Raw genomic sequence first — 18,143 nt, 5'->3', positions numbered from 1 at the left:
CTCCTGGGGATGAGGTGCCGTCAGGGAGCCGCCGCGAGCTGTCGACAACACTCCGGTGAGCGATCTCCAGCACGGCACCGGGCTCAGCTCGGACCCGAGCGCGGCCGTGGCCGGCCGCAGCGCCGCCGCCGCGGCGGTCGCCGGCCTGCCGTCGGGCAGTCCCGCGCTCGTGCTGGTGTACGCCTCGGTCCGCTACGACCTCACCGAGCTGCTCTCCGGGATCCGCTCGGTGACCGGTGACGCGCCGCTCGTCGGCGCCACCAGCTGCGGCCACTTCGCCGGCGCGCAGGTCGCGGGCCCGGGCACCGGCGTCGCCGTCCTGGTCCTCGCCGGCGGCGACTACCGCTTCGGTGTCGGCTGGGCCGAGGGCATGAGCACCCGGCCCACCGAGGTCGGCGCCGAGGTGGTGCGCGCCGCGCGCGCCGCCACCGGCGACCACGACCTGCCGCACGCGGCACTGTTGCTGCTCACCGACGGGCTGGTCGGCGGCCAGCAGTCCGTCGTCGCCGGGGCGCACCGGGCGGCCGGGGCCAGCGTGCCGATCGTCGGCGGGGTCGCCGGGGACGACTGGCAACTGACCAGCACCAGCGTGCTGATCGGCGACACCGCCCGCACCGACGTCGCCGTCGGTGTGTGGATCGCCTCCCCGCGCCCGCTGCGCGTGGCCACCGCGCACGGCTGGACACCGGTCGGGCCGCCGCAGCTGGTCACCCACGCCGAGCGGGCCGTCATCCACGAGATCGGCGGTCGCCCGGGCGCCACCGTCTACGCCGAGGCGATCGACCTCGACGAGGCGCGGCAGCAGGGACGGTCCGAGGCGGTCGTGCAGAGCTCCTACGCCCTCGGCGTGCTCGAGCCCGACGGGTCGCACCTGGTGCGGGCGGTCTTCCTCGCCGACTCCGGTGACCTCAGCTGCTTGGAGCCGGTGCCCACCTTCGCCGCCGTCCAGGTGATGAGCGCCGAGCAGCCCACCCTGCTCTCGGTCGTGGACGACGTCGCCGCCGGCGCGCTGGGCACCGGGGGAGAGCAGGTGCTGCTCACCTTCGACTGCGCGGCACGGCAGACGATCCTCGGGGACGCCATCGGCGAGGAGATCTCCCGGCTGCAGCGCGCAGCGGGCGAGGCCACCGCGTTCGGGCTCTACACCTACGGCGAGTTCTCCCGTTCCCGCGGCGCCGGTGGCGTGCACAACGCCACCCTGACCGCGCTGGCGTTGTGACCGCCGACCCCGCTGCGCTGCCCCGGCTGCGGTGGCGCGGCAGCTCGGGAGCGGCGGAGCCGGGCACCGGCGAGCTGTGGGCGATGGTCGCCCAGGCGCAGTCCGCCGCCCAGGACGCCTACCGGCACTCCGCCGGGCTGGTCCGCATGCTCGACGTCATCGGGCAGGGCGGGCCCCCCGAGCAGCTGGCCGCCCGTGCGGTCGAGGCCCTGTCGGAGGTGTTCTCCGCCGACCTCGTGCTGTGGGGGCGCACCGGGCCCGACGGGATGGACGTCGCCGCCGCCTGCGGCTTCGGCGACCAGCACGCCGTCGCCCTGCCGGAGCTGCCCGGCGCCGCCGACCTGTTCACCGCCCGCACCCCGGCGGCGTGGTCCGTCCCGGCCGGCACCCGCCCGCCGGTCGTCGCCGGGGTGGCCGTGCAGCAGGTGGTGCACGTCCCGGTGGCGACCGGTGACCAGCCCGGCCCTGCCCTGCTCCTGCTCTTCTCCACCCCGTCGGGCCTCGGCCCGGCCGACCTGCTCATGCTGCGCGCGGTCGCCCAGCGGCTGTGCTCCTCCCTGGAGGACGCCGACCGGCGGCGCACCGTGGAGCGGCTGGCCACCACCGGCTCACGGCTGACCCGTCAGCTCCAGCGCCAGCCGCTGCTGGAGGAGGCAGCCCGGATCCTGGCGGCCATCAGCGGCGCCCCCTGGACCAGTGCGGTCACCGTCGAGGACGGCATGGCGGCGATGACCGCCAAGGCCGAGTGGGTCGAGGACGACCCCACGCAGTGGCCCCGCCCGGTGCAGGAGCTGCGGGCCTGGCCCGCGGCCTGCCGCGGCGAGCCGCACGTCATCCACGACATGGCCACCGGCCCCGGTGCCCTGCCCGGGCACCTGCGCGGTGACGGCCGGGCGCTGCTGTGCATCCCGGTGATCGTCGACGCCGAGCCGGTGGCGCTGCTGTACGCGGTCGACCCCCGGCCCGGGGCGTTCACCTCCGCCGCGGTCGACGCCGCCTGCCTGCTGGCCGGCTACGTCGCCGCCGCGCTGGTCAACGCCCGGCTGTACTCCGCGTTGGCCGAGAGCGAGTCCCGGCTGCGGGTGCTCACCGACGCGATCAGCGACCTCGTGGCCGTCGTCGAGCGGGCCGGCACGGTGCGCTGGGCGTCCCCGTCCTACGCCCGCGGGCTGGGTGCCGGGCCGTCGGAGCTGGTCGGCACCGACTGGCTGGACCGGGTGCACCCCGACGACCGCACCGCCGTCCGGGAGGCGCTGGCCGCCTGCCCGGACGTGAACAGCGTCGAGCACCGGCTGCGCCAGGGCACCGACGGCTGGGCCTGGGTGGAGACCCGGCTGGCGGTCGCCCCCGGCGACGCCGGCGACACCGTGCTCTCCTCCCGGTTCGTCGGGGAACGCCGCCGGCTGGAGGACGAGCTGCGGCTGCAGGCCACCTCCGACCCGCTCACCGGGCTGGCCAACCGGGCGCTGGTGCGCCAGGTCCTGGCCGACCGGCTGACCGGCCCGCGGACGGGGCCGGTGGGCGTGCTCTTCTGCGACCTCGACGAGTTCAAGGCGGTCAACGACCGACTCGGCCACGAGGCCGGCGACGACCTGCTGTGCCAGGTCGCCGACCGGCTGCGCGAGTGCCTCCGCCCCGGCGACCTGCTGGCCCGCCTCGGCGGTGACGAGTTCGTCGTGGTGCTGGACGACGACGCCGACCGGACCGCGCTGGCCACCGTCGGCGACCGCATGCTGAGCGTGCTGCGCCGCCCGTTCTCCCTCGACGACGAGCTGGTCCGGATCGGCGCCAGCATCGGCGGCGCGCTCGGCGACCGGGCCGGGGCGGCGGCCGTCAGCGACCTGCTGCGCGACGCCGACGCCGCGATGTACGAGGCCAAGCGCGCCGGGCGCGGGCGGGTGCAGGTGTTCGACGCCGCCGCTGCCGAGCGGTCGGTGCAGCGGCTCTCGCTGCGCCAGGAGGTGCAGGGCGCGCTGGCCCGCGCCGAGCTGCGGGTGGTCTTCCAGCCGATGGTCGCCCTGGCCAACGGGCGGCTCGAGGGTGTCGAGGCGCTGCTGCGCTGGCGGCACCCCGGCTTCGGCGACGTCCCCCCGGACGTCTTCGTGCCCCTGGCCGAGGAGACCGGGGCCATCGGCCCGATCGGCGACTGGGTGGTGGAGCAGACCTGCCGCGAGCTGGCCCGCTGGCGCGGCCTGCCCGACGCCGACCACGTGCGGGCGTCGGTGAACCTCTCGGCGGTCCAGCTGGAGGACCCGTCGTTCGTGGACCGGGTGCTGACCACCGTGCAGCGGCACGGCGTGCCCGCCGGCTCGCTGCGGCTGGAGGTGACCGAGAGCCTGGAGAAGACCGCCGGGCAGCTCGCCCAGCTGCATCGGCTGCGCGCCGCGGGTGTGGGCCTGGTCCTCGACGACTTCGGTGTCTCCTACTCCAACCTGGCGCACCTGCGCGACCTGCCGGTCGACACCCTGAAGATCGACCGGTCCTTCGTCGCCGGGCTCGGCACCGACGGGGACGACGCCCGGCTGAGCACCGGGATCGTCCGCGCGGTGCTGGCGCTGTCGGAGGCCGCCGGCATGGCGGTGATCGCGGAGGGCGTGGAGACCGAGCAGCAGCGCGACGCACTGCTGCGGCTGGGCTGCCGCACCGCGCAGGGCTGGCTGTTCGCCCCGGCGGTCGACGCCGCCGCCGTCACCGCACTGCTGGTCGACGGTGGCGTGCTGGCCACCACGGGCTGAACGGCACGGGCGCGCGGCACGGGCTGGACGGCACGGGCTGGACGGCACGGGCGCGGCACGGGCGCGCGGGCCGTCCGCCGGGGACGATGGTGCGGTGACCGCTGCACCTCCCGCCGTCGACGGCCTCGACGAGCTCACCGGCCTGCTCACCGACGGCGGTGCGCTGGTGCTCTCCGGCGCCGGGCTGTCCACCGACTCCGGCATCCCCGACTACCGCGGCGTCACCGGCTCGCTGCGGCGGCACACGCCGATGACCTGGCAGACCTTCACCGGCGACCCACGGGGCCGGCACCGCTACTGGGCGCGCAGCTACGTCGGCTGGCGGCAGATCGCCGGGGCGCGGCCGAACGCGGGGCACGTCGCCGTCGCCGGTCTGCAGACCGCCGGTGCGCTGGGCCCGGTGATCACCCAGAACGTCGACGGGCTGCACCAGGCCGGCGGCGCCCGGGACGTCGTGGAACTGCACGGCGGGCTGGACCGCACCGTCTGCCTGGCCTGCCGGGACGTCGCCGACCGGGCGGCCCTCGACGCCCGGTTGCGGGCGGTGAACCCCGGGTTCCGGCCCGAGGTGACCGATGAGGTGAACCCCGACGGCGACGTCGAGCTGCCCGAGGAGGCGCTGGACGGGTTCGTGATGGTCGACTGCCTGGCCTGCGGCGGTGGCCCCCTCAAGCCCGACGTCGTCTTCTTCGGCGAGACCGTGCCGCGCGACCGGGTGGACACCTGCTTCGCGCTGGTCGAGGAGGCCAGCTCGCTGCTGGTGCTCGGCTCGTCGTTGACCGTGATGAGCGGCTACCGGTTCGTCATCGCCGCGGCCAAACGCGGCATCCCCGTCGCGATCGTCAACTCCGGCCCGACCCGCGGCGACGCCAAGGCCACCGTCCGGGTCGACGCGCGCCTCGGCGCGGTCCTCCCCGAGCTGGCCCGCCGGCTGCGCTGAACCGGCGGGGCGCGGCCGGCTGGCCGAGGATGGACGGCGATGCAGACCTTCCTGCCGGTCGCCGACTTCACCGAGTCCGCCCGGCTCCTGGACAACCCCCGGCTCGGCAAGCAGCGGGTGGAGTGCCTGCAGGTGCTGCGCGCCCTGGAGCTGCCCGACTACGGCTGGGCCAACCACCCGGTGGTCACCATGTGGCGGGGGCACACGGCGGGGTTGGTCGTCTACGCGCTGGCGATGGTGCGGGTCTGGCGCGAGCGCGGTTTCGCCGACAGCACCGAGGCACTGATCAGCGAGTTCGCGCCGGACGCGGCGCAGATGAGCCAGGACGAGGCGGCCGCGGCCGGGCTGCTGCCCAGCTGGGTGGGCGACGAGGAGCTGCACCTGTCGCACCGGTCGAACCTGCTGGCCAAGGACCCGGGTTTCTACCGCGCGCGCTTCCCCGCCGACCCCGACGACCTCCCCTACAAGTGGCCCGGCGCGGACGACGTGCCGCCGGCCCCCGCACCCGAGGGCGTGCCGGTGTGGGTGGTGCGACCGCGGGCGCACAACGAGCTGGGCGCCGCGCTGGCCACCGGCGTGGTCGGGCTGGGCACCCAGTCCGGCATCGACGTCGACGCGACCGGGATGTCACCGGCCGAGCTGCGGGCGCTGTCCAAGGAGCTGTCCGGCCGGCGCCCCGCGAAGGACCTGCGGCAGCTGTCGGCGTTCCTCGACGAGGTGCGCCCCGGTGACCTGGTCGGGCTGCCCGTCGAGCACGGCGCCGGCCTGCTGCTGGGGGAGGTGGTCGGCGGCTACGCCTTCGCCGGCCGGGAGCTGCTGCCGCACCGGCGGGCGGCCCGGTTCGACCGGGTGGTGCCGCGCGCGGCGGCCCGGCCGCCGGCGACCCTGCAGGACCCGCGGGCGCTGTTCCAGGTGGTGCTCGACCCGGACGCCGTCCCCACGGGGCTCCGGACTGCGACCCGTTGACAGGCAAGCGGATGCTTGCCTAATGTTCGCCCCGTGGGTGACGTGTTCAAGGCGCTCGCCGATCCCACGCGCAGGACGATCCTCGACGAGCTCACGGACCGGGACGGGCAGACGCTGTTCGAGCTCTGCGCCCGCCTCGCCACGAAGCACGGCCTGGGGTCGAGCAGGCAGGCGATCTCCCAGCACCTCGACGTCCTCGAGTCCGCCGGTCTCGTCCGGACCCGCCGGGAGGGTCGCTACAAGTTCCACCACCTCGACACCGCGCCACTGGGTGAGATCGCGCGCCGGTGGTCGGTCCCTGACCCGGAGGAGCAGCCATGAGGATCAACGTGACGAGCGTGCTGGTCGACGACCAGGCGAAGGCACTGCGCTTCTACACCGAGGTGCTGGGCTTCGTGAGGAAGCGGGAGATCCCGCTGGGGGAGCACTCCTGGCTCACCGTCGTCTCGCCCGAGGACCCCGACGGCACCGAGCTCTCGATCGAACCCGACGAGCACCCGGCGGCGCGGCCGTTCAAGGAGGCGCTCGTCGCCGACGGCATCCCGTTCACGTCCTTCCTCGTCGCCGACGTGGCCGCGGAGCACGACCGGCTGACCGCGCTGGGCGTGCGGTTCACCCAGCCGCCCACCGACATGGGCGTCGTCACGACGGCGGTGCTCGACGACACCTGCGGCAACCTGATCCAGATCGCGGCGACGAAGGACTGACCCCGGGCGTCACCGCAGGCCGGCGCCGACCTCCGTGACCGCGGCGGCCAGTCGCTGCCGCGCCTCGGGCAGGTCGGCCGGTTCGCGCGCCGCGTGCACGAACCACCAGGCGGCCGAGTACAGCTGGCGCAGCCAGAGGAACGGCACCAGCTCGGCGTCGCTCACCGGGTCGGGCATGGCGTCCAGTGCTGCGCGGCCGTCGAGTCGGGCGGTGTTGCGCAGGCTGGCCAGGTCCCAGGCGCGGGGGCCGCGGGAGGTGTCCTCCAGGTCGGTCCAGCGCAGCCCCTCCGCAGTGACCAGCAGGTTCCCGGGGTGGGTGTCGCCGTGCAGGGTCATCTCCTCGCCGCTCAGCCGCGGCCGCAGCTCGGCCAGCAGGTCGCCGGCCTGCCGCAACGCCGCGGGGTCGGCGCCCAGCTCGGCACCGCGGTCGAGGAAGACCGCGAGGTCGGCCAGCGGCCGGTCCGGCGGCGAGCCGGTCCACAACGGCGGCAGGCCGGCCAGCACCTCGTGCAGCTCGGCCAGTGACCGGCCGGCCTGCTCGGCGGTGGGTCGCTCCGGCGACACGTCGACATGTCGCCAGAACGACACGGTGAGCCCGTCGTGCTCGTGCGGACCCGGCGACAGCAGGTCCGACGGCGGGACCACCGCCGCCCCCGCCCCGGCCAGCGCCGTCGCGAGCGCCACCTCCCGGGCGAAGGGCTCGCGGATCCGGGGGCGCAGCAGTGGGGTGTACACCGCCACCCGGGCCACCAGCGGCGCCGGCGGCAGGTGCACCACCGCGTTGACGCCCCAGGACAGCAGCCTGGGGTCCTCGACCCGGAAGCCGTGCCGCTGGGCGACGGCGACCGCAGTGGCGACCGCCTGGTCCGCGGAGGCGGTCACTCCGTCGGCAGCGGCACGTTCTGCAGCCGCACCTGCCCCCGGGCGACGACGAAGGCGCTCGTGCTCGTCAGGTCCGGCGTCACGGGGCGTCCCAGACCAGGCAGAACGGGTGGCCCACCGGGTCGGCGTAGACGCGGAAGTCCCCGCCACCGCCCGGCAGCCGTCGCGCGCCCAGCTCGAGCACCTGCGGCTCCGCCGCATCGATGTCGGCGACCCGGATGTCGAGGTGGAACTGCTGGGGTCGGGTCGGGTCCGGCCAGTCTGGCGGCACCAGGTCGGGGGCCTGCTGGAAGGAGATGCGGTAACCGGCGCCGGTGATGGTCACCCAGTCGTCGCCGGGGGAGCCGTGCACCTCCATGCCGAGCAGCCCGGCGTAGAAGGTCGCCAGGGCGTGGGCGTCGGGCGCGTCGATGACCACCGAGTGCAGCTGACCGATCATGACCGCATCCTCTCCCGGGCGACCGGGCGAGAACAGCGGTGGTCCGGGGATCCGGGGCCCTAGGTCACTGTTGGGCGGTCGGATGCCGATCAAGACGGTTGTGCGCGGCGGACCAGGAGGGTCCTTCCCCACCCGACCATCGGAGTCCCGTGTCCCTCGCCCGTCTGAGCGTGGCCCACCGCATCGCGGCCGGCTTCGCCATCGTCATCGTCGCGATGATCGCCGTGTCCGGGCTCGGCGTCAGCCGGGTCGAGCAGATCAACGACCGGCTGACCGTCATCAACGACGTCAACAGCGCCAAGCTGCGGTACGCCATCAACTTCCGCGGCAGCGTGCACGACCGGGCGATCAGCCTGCGGGACGTCGTCCTGGCCGACAGCCCGCTCACCGCCCAGGCAGCCGTGGACGACATCACGGCGCTGGCCGCCGCCTACGAGGAGTCCGCGACGGCGATGGCGGGGCTGTTCGCCGACCCGGCGGCGACCAGCGACGAGGAGAAGGCCGACCTGGCCGAGATCCAGCGGGTGGAGGCCGTCGGGCTGCCGCTGATCCAGCAGGTGATCGACCTGCGGCTGTCCGGGCAGGTGGCGCAGGCCCAGGCGCTGCTGATGAGCCAGGCCGCGCCGGTCTTCACCGAGTGGCTCGCGTCGATCAACGCCTTCATCGACCTCGAGGAGTCGATGAACCGGACGGAGGCCGACGCCGCCCGCGACGTGGGCGAGGGGTTCCTCGTGGTGATGCTGACCCTCACCGTGGTGGCCGGCATCCTGGCCGCACTCGTCGCCTGGCGGGTGGCGCGCAGCATCACCCGCCCGATGGCCGAGGCGGTGGCGGTGTTCGCAGCCGTCGCCGACGGCGACCTGACCCGGCGGCTGGACAGCGCGTCGAAGGACGGCCTCGGCGAGATGGGGCCCTACGTCAACCGGGCACTGGAGCGGGTGGGCGGGGTGCTCACCGCGGTCACCGAGGGGGCGGCCGGGCTCGCTGCGGCGAGCCGCCGGATCGACACGGTGTCCGCGGCCGTCGCGGGGCGGGTGGCGGAGTCCACCGCGCAGACCTCCGTGGTGGCCTCGGCGGCCGAGGAGATCTCCCGGAACGTGCAGACCGTCGCCACGGGCACCGAGCAGATGGGGGCCAGCATCCGGGAGATCGCCAGCAACGCCAACGAGGCGGCCGGGGTCGCCACCCAGGCGGTGGGGGCCGCGGGATCGGCGAACGTCAGCATCTCCCGGCTCGGCGACTCCTCCCGGGAGATCGGTGACGTGGTCAAGGTGATCACGTCGATCGCCGAGCAGACGAACCTGCTCGCGCTCAACGCCACCATCGAGGCCGCCCGGGCCGGCGAGGCCGGCAAGGGCTTCGCGGTCGTCGCCAACGAGGTCAAGGAGCTGGCGCAGGAGACCGCCAAGGCGACCGGGGACATCGCCCAGCGGGTGGAGACGATCCAGGCCGACACCGCCGGTGCGGTCGCCGCGATCGAGGAGGTGTCCGCGATCATCACCGCGATCAGCGACTTCCAGACGACGATCGCCTCGGCGGTGGAGGAGCAGACCGCCACCACCGCGGAGATGTCGCGCTCGGTGACCGAGGTGGCCGGGGGGTCGGGTGACATCGCGGCGAACATCAAGGGTGTGGCCGCCTCGGCGCAGGCCATGACCGAGTCGGTGTCGGAGTCCCGGGCGGCTGCCGCGCAGCTGGCCGAGATCTCCGGTCGGCTGGAGCTCCTGACCGGGGAGTTCCGGGTCTGACCGGAGGCGGCGAGGAGCTGCTGCCCCGGTGTGCGCTGCCGGGGCAGCAGCTGCTCGGCCACGCACCCCGGCGGGCGGGGAGGGCGGGCCGTGCCGCACGATCGGGGGCATGGCCGACGCCGCACCGTCCCTGGGCACGCTGAGCTGGCTGCCCGCCGCCGAGCACCCCGAGCTGCTGGCCGCCCCGGTGGCTGCCGCCCTCCCGTCGCTGCGCGGCCCCGTGTGGGTCGCCGCCATCGACGACGGCGCCGCCGACACCGCCGACTTCACCGACACGTACCAGGTGCCGTTGGCCGCCTCGGCCAACTGCGTGGTGGTCGCCGCCCGGCGCGCGGGGGAGACCACGCTGGCCGCCTGCCTGGTGCTGGCCACCACGCGCGCCGACGTCAACGGGCTGGTCCGCCGGCACCTGGGGGCGCGCAAGGTCTCCTTCGCCCCGCAGGACGTCGCCGTCGCCGAGAGCGGGATGGCCTTCGGGGGCATCACGCCGGTGGGGCTGCCGGCCGGGTGGCCGGTGCTGGTCGACGCCGCGGTGGCCGCCAGCGACCTGGTGGTCATCGGCTCGGGCACCCGGGGCAGCAAGCTCGCGGTGGCCGGGTCGGTGCTGGCCGGGCTGCCCGGCGCCGAGGTGCTGGCCGACCTGGGCCGGCCGGTGGGCTGAGCGGGCCGACCTACCCTCGGGGCGTGACCGCCCCCGACGAGCGCGCCGCTGCCCAGCCGCCCCAGCCCGCCCCGCAACCGGCCCGGCGACCCGAACGGGCGCCGGACGACAGCGACGTCGGCTGGGGTGAGCGGCTGACCGACCCCGACGACACCGACCGTCGCTACCTGGAGGACCGGCCGCCGCACTGGGGCAGCGACTGAGCCTCAGCGACCGTCGGTGGGTGTCGCAACGCCCCCGGGCTGAACGAGGTGACGACCGCGGTGAACGCCGCACCGATCACCACCGCGACGGCCAGGTCGACGACGTTCCCGCGCAGCAGGAAGTCCTCGAACCCCCTTCAGCATCGGTGCACCCCTCAGTCGGGGGGGCGCCCGCGGCGGCCCCGCGGTCACGGCCGGCCGAGGGTGACGGTGAGCGTGCCGGTGGCCGCGGCAGCGGCGAGCCGCCCGGCCGCGTCGGGATCGACGGCGAGCACCAGCAGCCCCGCGTCGCTCGGGGGTGGCCCGTCGCCGGCCGGTGCCGGGGTGGTGACGACGAGCGCGTCGGTGGTCACCACGTCGACCGACGGCCCGGCTGCCTCGGCGGCCGTGGCCAGCACGTCGACCCGGTCACCCGGGCGCAGCAGGGTGGCGACCGCGAGGTCGGCCAGCCGCACCGGTGCGGCGACCTGGCCGTCGGGGACGGCCGACCACAGTCCGGGCCCGACCAGCCGGACGTCGGTGACCGGCTCCCCGGCGCGCACCGGGGACGCCAGCACCTGCCCGGCGAGCGCGGCCGGGTCGGCAGCCACCCCCGCGGGTGCGGCGGCGCCGGGCAGCCGGGCGACCGTGAGCGCGTCGGCGGTCAGCGCCGTGCCGGCCGGCAGGTCGGCGGCCGCGACCACGACGGGCACGGTCACTGGCCCGGCCGGGGGCGCCGGTGCCGGCCGGAGGGCCAGTACGAGCGCCAGCCCGGCGAGCGCGGCGGCGGCCGCCTGACGGAGCAGGTGGGCGGGGGGGCGCGGGCGGCGGAGGCGGATCACCGACCCAGCGTCGCCCCGGTACGAGCGGCTGTCGCCGTCCGGCAGGGACCTGGGGACGGAGAGGCCGGCTGTGGACGACGGGCGGCTCGGGCTGGCCCGGTCAGCTCAGCTGGCGGCCTTGCTGCCCGATCCGGAAGTGCTGGTGCTCGGACCCGAGGAGCTGCTGCTCGAGCCGGAGCCGCTCGTGGAGCTGGAGCTGCTGGAGTCGCCGCTCTTCGCCGTGGAGGTGCTCGAGGAGCTGCTGCCGCCGTCCTTGCTGCCGCCGTCCTTGCTGCCGTTGCCGTTGCGGCTGTCGGTGCGGTAGAAGCCCGAGCCCTTGAAGACGACGCCGACCGAGCCGTAGACCTTGCGCACCGGTGCCTCGCACTCCGGGCAGGTGGTGACCGCCGGGTCGCTGAAGGACTGCACGCGCTCGAACTCGTGCTTGACCTCGGGGTTGGTGCAGACGTACTGGTAGGTGGGCACGGTGCTCTGAGCTCCTCGTCTCGTGGCCGGGCTGGCACTCGGCCCCGGCGACTGCCAATGATGCGCTGTGGGAGCCCGCGCCGTCCACGCCGGACACCCGTGCCAGGGCAGTGCCCCGCGTCACATGTCGGGGCGTCGGCGGATCAGCGCAGGTGGCGAAGGAAGGACTCGGGGGCGGCCAGGAACTGCCGCCAGCTCTCGGTGAGCTCCAGTTCCGACCACACCGCCGGCCGCAGGCCCCACTCGCCGACCTCCAGCAGCGTCGCGCCGGGGAGCGCGGCCACGATGGGGGAGTGGGTGGCGACGACCACCTGTGCGCCCCGGTCGACGAGCGCGAGCAGGTGCGAGACGAGGGCGAGGCTGCCGCCGAAGGACAGCGCGGCGTCCGGCTCGTCGAGCAGGTAGGTGCCCTCGCCGCCGGCCCGGCTGGTGAGCACCTCGAGGAAGGCCTCGCCGTGGGAGAGCTCGTGGAAGGCGGGCCCGCCGCCGACCGACTCCAGGTAGCTGTAGAGACCGTGCAGCGTCTCGTCGCGCAGGAAGTAGCCCCAGCGGGAGGCGCCCGGGCTGCGCTCGACCAGCAGCCCCAGCGACTCCGGTTCGCTGGGCCGAGTGCGGTGCCGGACGCTCGCCGAGCCACCCTCCGGGTTGAGCCCCAGCGTGACCGCCAGCAGCTCCATCACCGTCGACTTCCCCGAGCCGTTCTCCCCGACCAGCACCAGCGCCCCGGCGGGCAGCTCCAGCCCCTCGTCGACCAGCTGGGCGACCGCAGGGACGGTCAGTGGCCAATGGGCCCGCTGCTCGACGGTGGGCGGCGCGGTGCGGTCGGGCTTGATCCGGCGGATCGGTCGCTGGTCCACGCGGTGATCGTGCCCGGCAGGTACGACGTCCGGGGCGCCGTCCCCCTGGCCAATGACCGTCCTCCCGCACCAATGCTGGTGCGGGAGGACGGGGTTGGATCAGGTGACCTGATCGAACCTGGGAACGGTCAGCGGCCGAGGTGGCGGTACCGGCGGGTGCGGCTGCGCATCCGCTCCACGTCGTCGCGGCCCAGCAGCCCGGCCAGCTCCTCGGCGAGCACCCGGCCCAGCCGGTGGCAGAACTCCACCGGCTCGTCGGCGGCGTCGGGCCGCTCGGGCACGACCCGGTCCACGATCCCGGCCCGCCACAGGTCGGTGGCCCGCACGCCCTGGGAGGCGGCCAGCTCGTCGGCCCGGTCGACGGTGCGGTGCACGATCGCCGAGGCGCCCTCCGGCGGCAGCGGACCCAGCCAGCCGTTGGCCGTCGCCAGCACCCGGTCAGCCGGTACCAGGGCCAGCGCGCCGCCCCCGGTGCCCTGGCCCAGCAGCACGGTGAGCGTGGGCGCGGAGAGCATCACCAGGTCCTGCAGGCACCGGGCGATCTCCCCGGCCAGCCCGCCCTCCTCGGCTGCGGCCGACAGGGCCGCACCGGGGGTGTCGATCAGGGTGAGCAGCGGCAGGCGCAGCTCGGCGGCCAGCCGCATGCCCCGCCGGGCCTCCCGCAGCGCCGCCGGCCCCAGCGGCGCGGTCAGCGACTGCCCGCGCCGGTCCTGCCCGAGCACCACGCACGGGGCGCCGCCGAAGCGGGCCAGCGCCAGCAGCAGCCCGGGGTCCTTCTCGCCGGCGCCGGTGCCCGACAGGGTGACGACGTCGGTCGCCGCGGTGCGCAGCAGCTGCCGGACGCCGGGCCGGTCGGCGCGCCGGGACGCGGTGACCACCTGCCACGCCGTCCGGCCGTCCTCGGGGTCGTCGGCGTCGGTGCCGTCGCCGTCGACCGGGCCCTCGACCGGTGCGCCCCGGTGCCAGGTCTCCCGGGCGGACAGCACCCGCAGCGCCCGGTCGGCCACCTCGGCGACCTCCGCGTGCGGCACCACGCCGTCGATCACCCCGTGCTCGGCCAGGTTCTCCGAGGTCTGCACGCCCTCGGGGAAGGCCTCGCCGTACAGCGCGGAGAACACCCGCGGGCCGAGGAAGCCGATCGCGGCTCCCGGTTCGGCGATGGTGACGTGCCCGAGCGAGCCCCAGGAGGCGAGGACCCCGCCGAAGGTGGGGTCGCGCAGGTACACCAGGTAGGGCAGACCGGCCTCCTTGTGCCGGGCGATCGCCTGGGTGATGCCGATCATCTGCAGGAAGGCGACCGTGCCCTCCTGCATCCGGGTGCCCCCGGAGACCGGGGCGGCCAGCAGCGGCAGGCCCTCGGCGGTGGCCCGCTCGACGGCGGTCATCAGCCGCTCGGCGGTGGCGACGCCGATGGAGCCGGCCAGGAAGCCGAACTCCCCGGCGACGACGGCCACCCGCCGTCCGCGCAGCAGCCCCTCGCCGGTCACCACCGCCTCGTCCTGCCCGGTGCGCTCCGCGGCGCGGGCCAGGTCGCGGGCGTAGTCGTCGTCGGCCTCCCGCGGTGGTACCGGGGTGTCCCAGCTCCGCCACGACCCGGCGTCCAGCACCAGGTCGCGCAGCGCGCGGGCGTCCAGGCGGGTCACGAGTCGCCGGCCAGCCAGGCGCGGATCGCGTCGCCGTCGGCGCCGAGCACCGGGGGAGCGGTGTGCTCGCGGCGGGTGGTCTCGGTCTCCCCGCCCGGCCCGGGAGCGAAGAACCGGAGCGGCGGGCCGGGCAGCGTGAGCGCACCCGCCGTCGCGTGCTCGACGGTCACCTTCAGCCCCTGCGACTCGACCTGGTCCCAGGCGTAGACCTCGTCCAGGGTGCGCACCTTCCCCGCCGGCACGCCGGCGGCGTCCAGCCGCGCCAGCAGCTCGGCGGCGGGGACGTCGGCGAAGGCATCCTCCAGCAGCTCGATCACCTGGTCCCGGTGCTCGACCCGCTCGCCGTTGGTGGCCATCCCCGGCGCCGCGGGGTCCAGCCCGAACTCAGCGCACAGCCGCCGCCACAGGCCCTCGCTGCCGCAGGACAGCTGCACGCTGCCGCCGGCGCAGCGGAACAGCCCGTACGGGGCGATCGAGGGGTGGTGGTTGCCCTGCGCGCGCGGCACCCGGCCGGCCACCGTGTGCGCCGTGCCCTGGAAGGCGTGCACGCCGACGACCGAGGCCAGCAGCGAGGTGCGCACCACCTGGCCGCGGCCGGTGCGCTCCCGCTCGTACAGCGCGGCGAGCACGCCGTAGCCGCCGTACATCCCGGCGAGCAGGTCGCCGATCGGCACGCCGACCTTCTGCGGCTCGTCCGGGCCCGGGCCGGTCAGCGACATCAGCCCGGCCTCGCCCTGGGCGATCTGGTCGTAGCCGGCCCGCTGCCCCTCCGGCCCGTCGTGCCCGAACCCGCTGATCGACAGCTGCACCAGCCGCGGGTTCAGCTCGGCGAGCACGTCGGTGCCGAAGCCCAGCCGGGCCAGGGTGCCGGGCCGGAAGTTCTCCAGCAGCACGTCGGCGCGGCGCAGCAGCTCGGTGAGCACCGCCTTGTCGCCGTCGTCCTTCAGGTCGAGGGTGATCGACTCCTTGTTCCGGTTCGCGGAGAAGAAGTAGGTGGACTCGCGGCCGTCGGGGGTCTCGACGAACGGCGGGCCCCACCCGCGGCTGTCGTCCCCGCTGCCGGGGTTCTCCACCTTGATCACCCGGGCGCCCAGGTCGCCGAGCATCATCCCGGCGTGCGGCCCGGCCAGTGCCCGGGTCAGGTCGACGACGAGCACGCCGTCCAGGGGGCCAGTCACAGCTCGCGGGTCCTCTCGTCGGTGGGTGGTCGGGTCAGCGTCCCACCGGGACGCGACCGCGTCAGGCCGCCTGCCATCCGTCGGCAGGCCGGCGGTCACAGCCAGCCCGGGACGACGAACACCAGCCAGGCCAGCAGCGGCCCGGCGGCGACGACGAGCCCGGAGTAGCCGAGCATCTGCTTGTAGAACCGGTCGCGGTCGACGTGCTGCGCGTTGGCCAGCACGAGCGCGCCGTTGGTGGAGAACGGGCTGACGTCGACGATCGTCGAGGCCACGGACACGGCGACCACGACGCCCACCGCCCCGATGTCCCCGGCGAGCAGGAACGGCACGGCGAGGGAGATGGCGACGCCGATGATCGCCGTCGACGAGGCGAACGCCGAGACCACGCCGCCGATGTAGGCCAGCAGCAGGGCGATCAGCAGGGGTGCGCCGAGGCCGATGACCGCGTCGCCGACGTAGTCGATGGTGCCCGCCTCCTCCAGCACGAAGACGAACGTCAGCACCCCGGCGATGAGCAGGACGGTCGACCAGCTGATCTGCGCGACGGCGCCCTTGTGCTTCTGCGCGGAGAACAGCGCCAGCACCACGGCGACGGTGATCGAGACGAAGCCGATGTCGAGGTCGAAGACCAGGGCCAGGACGGCGAGCGCCGCCAGGCCGACCAGCGTCAGGATCTGCTCGAACCCGATCGGCTCGGGGCGGTCCGGGTGCACGTGCTCGTCGTCGTCGCCGCCGACGCCGGGTCCGGGGGCGGCCCCGTGCCCGCGGACGACGGTGCCGTGCGCGTGCTCGGTGTGCGGCACCGGCCCGGCGGCGACCTTGCGGCCGAGAAGCTTGCGCCCACCGAGCACGAAGAACAGCACCAGGGCGATCGCGATGTTGAACAGCAGCGCGCCGAGGAACACCACGAGCGGGCTGCCCTCGAGGTCGGACCGGTCGACGATGTCGTTGACGGTGACGCCGTAGACGCTGATGGGCGAGAAGCCGCCGCCCTGCGCCCCGTGGACGACCATCATCCCCATCAGCAGGGGGCTGATGTCGTGCCGCGCGGCGAAGCTCAGCGCGATCGGCGCGATGATCGCCACGGCCGCCGGGGAGAGCGCACCGATGGCGGTGAGCACCGCGGTGACGGCGAACATGACCCAGGGGATGGCTGCCACGTGGCCGCCGACGAGCCGCACCGCGCCGCGCACCAGCAGGTCCACGGTGCCGTTGTTCTGCGCGATGGCGAACAGGTAGGTGACGCCGATCAGCGTCAGCACCAGCTCGCCGGGGAACCCGGCGATGATGTCGTCGGTGGTCATGCCCACCGCGAGGGTGCCGACCCCGAACGCGGCCACGAACGCCAGCGCACCCATGTTGATCGGCAGGACCGTGGCGATCGCGAAGATCACCACCAGGGCGATGATCGAGATGATCTCGGGTGACACGGGACCTCCAGGGCGGTGCTGCAGCGGGCAGGGCGCCCGGAGACGGAGGTCACCTTCTCTCACGCCCCGGAGGCGTGCACGTCCGGGTGCCGGGGCGCCTCCGCCGCTCGCCGGAGGCCGGCCGGCGACCCTGGCCGCGCTGCCCTGCTCCTCCGCGGCCAGCAGGGATGTGCGCGGGGTCGCGTCCTGCTTCACCACCTCGGGTGAGTCGACGGCCTGCGCAGGCTGGCTAGGGTGGCCCGCATGCCGAGCCAGCCTGCCGAGCGCCCGACCACGACGAAGGCCGTCATCCCGGTCGCCGGGATGGGAACGCGGTTCCTGCCCGCGACCAAGTCGGTGCCCAAGGAACTGCTCCCGGTCGTCGACCGCCCGGCCGTGCAGTACATCGTCGAGGAGGCGGCCCGCGCCGGCCTGGGCCAGGTGCTCATGGTCACCGGTCGCAACAAGGGCGCGATCGAGGACCACTTCGACCGGGCCCCGGAACTGGAGACGGCGCTGGAGGCCAAGGGCGACCAGGGTCGGCTGGACGCCGTCGCCGAGTCCACCGACGTCGCCCAGGTGTTCTTCGTCCGCCAGGGCGAGGCGAAGGGGCTGGGGCACGCCGTCCTGCAGGCCGACGGCTTCGTCGGGAACGAGCCGTTCGCCGTGCTGCTGGGCGACGACATCATCGACGCCCGCGACCACCTGCTGGAGCAGATGCTCGCCGTCCAGGCCGAGCACGGCGGCGCGGTGATCGCGCTGCTGGACGTGGGTGCGGAGAACATCTCCAAGTACGGCGCGGTCGCCGTCGAGGACGCGCACGTCTCCGGCGACGCGGCCGGTGACCCGGTGTTCCGGGTGACCGGCATGGTGGAGAAGCCCCCGGCCGACGAGGCGCCCAGCTCGCTGGCGATCATCGGCCGCTACGTTCTCCCGCCGGAGATCTTCCCCGCGATCCGCGACACCCCGCCCGGCCGCGGCGGGGAGATCCAGCTGACCGACGCGCTGCTGAAGCTGGTCGACGACGGCGTGCCGGTGCACAGCGTGGTCTTCTCCGGCCGCCGCTACGACACCGGTGACAAGCTCGACTACCTCAAGGCCGTGGTCCGGCTCGCCTCCGAGCGCGAGGACCTCGGCCCCGCGTTCGGCCCCTGGCTGCGCGAGTTCGTCGCCGACCTGCCCGCCGAGGGCGCGTCGCCGGCCTGACCGGGCCCGGCAGGGGGCACCATCGGAGCCCAGGTCCGTCGAACGGCGGCCCGGCCGGGCA

The 18,143-nt window shown here is 75.1% G+C and carries 18 protein-coding genes and 1 pseudogene; 10 read left to right on the top strand and 9 right to left on the bottom strand.

The window, feature by feature from the left end; translation table 11 throughout:
* The first annotated feature begins 55 nt into the window (after positions 1-55).
* The 6 genes from ACI79Y_RS02340 to ACI79Y_RS02315 all read left to right on the top strand — a co-directional run bounded on the left by ACI79Y_RS02340 (position 56) and on the right by ACI79Y_RS02315 (position 6,567).
* Positions 56-1,219, top strand: coding sequence for an FIST signal transduction protein (locus tag ACI79Y_RS02340; RefSeq protein ID WP_457156944.1), 1,164 nt, complete (start codon positions 56-58; stop codon positions 1,217-1,219).
* The gene (locus ACI79Y_RS02335) at positions 1,216-3,954 is read left to right on the top strand and encodes a putative bifunctional diguanylate cyclase/phosphodiesterase (RefSeq protein WP_457156943.1); all 2,739 of its coding nucleotides are present in this window, start codon (positions 1,216-1,218) and stop codon (positions 3,952-3,954) included. Before ACI79Y_RS02340 ends, ACI79Y_RS02335 begins: the two co-directional genes overlap by 4 nt.
* Positions 3,955-4,048: 94 nt before the next feature.
* Positions 4,049-4,894, top strand: coding sequence for an NAD-dependent protein deacetylase (locus ACI79Y_RS02330; RefSeq protein WP_457156942.1), 846 nt, complete (start codon positions 4,049-4,051; stop codon positions 4,892-4,894).
* Positions 4,895-4,933: 39 nt separating this feature from the next.
* Entirely contained in the window at positions 4,934-5,860 is a 927-nt protein-coding gene (locus ACI79Y_RS02325) for an MSMEG_6728 family protein (RefSeq protein WP_457156941.1), read from the top strand.
* A 33-nt stretch (positions 5,861-5,893) separates the two neighbouring features.
* Positions 5,894-6,181 carry an ArsR/SmtB family transcription factor gene (locus ACI79Y_RS02320; protein WP_457156940.1) on the top strand — a complete coding sequence of 96 codons (288 nt, stop codon included), beginning with the start codon at positions 5,894-5,896 and terminating at the stop codon, positions 6,179-6,181.
* Positions 6,178-6,567, top strand: a complete 390-nt coding sequence (locus ACI79Y_RS02315; protein WP_457156939.1) for a VOC family protein — start codon at positions 6,178-6,180, stop codon at positions 6,565-6,567. The genes ACI79Y_RS02320 and ACI79Y_RS02315 overlap by 4 nt, the downstream gene beginning before the upstream one ends.
* 9 nt (positions 6,568-6,576) lie before the next feature.
* On the opposite strand, the gene ACI79Y_RS02310 is transcribed toward ACI79Y_RS02315, so the two are convergent.
* Together ACI79Y_RS02310 and ACI79Y_RS02305 are read right to left on the bottom strand one after the other, a co-directional pair.
* The gene (locus ACI79Y_RS02310) at positions 6,577-7,449 is read right to left on the bottom strand and encodes a phosphotransferase (protein WP_457156938.1); all 873 of its coding nucleotides are present in this window, start codon (positions 7,447-7,449) and stop codon (positions 6,577-6,579) included.
* A gap of 79 nt (positions 7,450-7,528) precedes the next feature.
* Positions 7,529-7,888: a VOC family protein gene (locus ACI79Y_RS02305; RefSeq protein ID WP_457156937.1), complete on the bottom strand. Its 360-nt coding sequence runs from the start codon at positions 7,886-7,888 to the stop codon at positions 7,529-7,531.
* Between the two features lie 149 nt (positions 7,889-8,037).
* Here ACI79Y_RS02305 and ACI79Y_RS02300 point away from each other — a divergent pair, with 149 nt between their 5' ends.
* The 3 genes from ACI79Y_RS02300 to ACI79Y_RS02290 all read left to right on the top strand — a co-directional run bounded on the left by ACI79Y_RS02300 (position 8,038) and on the right by ACI79Y_RS02290 (position 10,500).
* Positions 8,038-9,636, top strand: a complete 1,599-nt coding sequence (locus tag ACI79Y_RS02300; protein ID WP_457156936.1) for a methyl-accepting chemotaxis protein — start codon at positions 8,038-8,040, stop codon at positions 9,634-9,636.
* 109 nt (positions 9,637-9,745) lie between these two features.
* A complete protein-coding gene (locus ACI79Y_RS02295; RefSeq protein ID WP_457156935.1) occupies positions 9,746-10,297 on the top strand; it encodes a YbaK/EbsC family protein in 552 nt (183 codons plus the stop codon).
* A gap of 23 nt (positions 10,298-10,320) precedes the next feature.
* Positions 10,321-10,500, top strand: coding sequence for a hypothetical protein (locus ACI79Y_RS02290; protein WP_457156934.1), 180 nt, complete (start codon positions 10,321-10,323; stop codon positions 10,498-10,500).
* Here ACI79Y_RS02290 and ACI79Y_RS02285 read toward each other — a convergent pair.
* The 7 genes and pseudogenes from ACI79Y_RS02285 to ACI79Y_RS02255 all read right to left on the bottom strand — a co-directional run.
* Positions 10,461-10,622: pseudogene (locus ACI79Y_RS02285) on the bottom strand (MscL family protein); the annotation flags it as partial. The gene ACI79Y_RS02290 and the pseudogene ACI79Y_RS02285 overlap by 40 nt on opposite strands.
* A 66-nt stretch (positions 10,623-10,688) precedes the next feature.
* The gene (gene cpaB / locus ACI79Y_RS02280; protein ID WP_457156933.1) at positions 10,689-11,321 is read right to left on the bottom strand and encodes a Flp pilus assembly protein CpaB; all 633 of its coding nucleotides are present in this window, start codon (positions 11,319-11,321) and stop codon (positions 10,689-10,691) included.
* Between the two features lie 105 nt (positions 11,322-11,426).
* Positions 11,427-11,786, bottom strand: coding sequence for an FmdB family zinc ribbon protein (locus tag ACI79Y_RS02275; protein ID WP_457156932.1), 360 nt, complete (start codon positions 11,784-11,786; stop codon positions 11,427-11,429).
* A 143-nt stretch (positions 11,787-11,929) separates the two neighbouring features.
* Entirely contained in the window at positions 11,930-12,643 is a 714-nt protein-coding gene (locus ACI79Y_RS02270) for an AAA family ATPase (protein WP_457156931.1), read from the bottom strand.
* 128 nt (positions 12,644-12,771) lie between these two features.
* Positions 12,772-14,286 carry a carboxyl transferase domain-containing protein gene (locus ACI79Y_RS02265; RefSeq protein ID WP_457156930.1) on the bottom strand — a complete coding sequence of 505 codons (1,515 nt, stop codon included), beginning with the start codon at positions 14,284-14,286 and terminating at the stop codon, positions 12,772-12,774.
* Positions 14,283-15,464 carry a CaiB/BaiF CoA transferase family protein gene (locus ACI79Y_RS02260; protein ID WP_457156929.1) on the bottom strand — a complete coding sequence of 394 codons (1,182 nt, stop codon included), beginning with the start codon at positions 15,462-15,464 and terminating at the stop codon, positions 14,283-14,285. Before ACI79Y_RS02260 ends, ACI79Y_RS02265 begins: the two co-directional genes overlap by 4 nt.
* Before the next feature lie 95 nt (positions 15,465-15,559).
* Positions 15,560-16,897: an SLC13 family permease gene (locus ACI79Y_RS02255; RefSeq protein ID WP_457156928.1), complete on the bottom strand. Its 1,338-nt coding sequence runs from the start codon at positions 16,895-16,897 to the stop codon at positions 15,560-15,562.
* 243 nt (positions 16,898-17,140) lie between these two features.
* Between ACI79Y_RS02255 and ACI79Y_RS02250 the strand changes: the two genes are divergently transcribed.
* Positions 17,141-18,082, top strand: a complete 942-nt coding sequence (locus ACI79Y_RS02250) for a UTP--glucose-1-phosphate uridylyltransferase (protein WP_457156927.1) — start codon at positions 17,141-17,143, stop codon at positions 18,080-18,082.
* The last annotated feature ends 61 nt before the right edge of the window (positions 18,083-18,143 follow it).

Source organism: Modestobacter sp. SYSU DS0875, from assembly GCF_054050915.1.
This window is presented reverse-complemented; position numbering and strand designations above follow the sequence as displayed.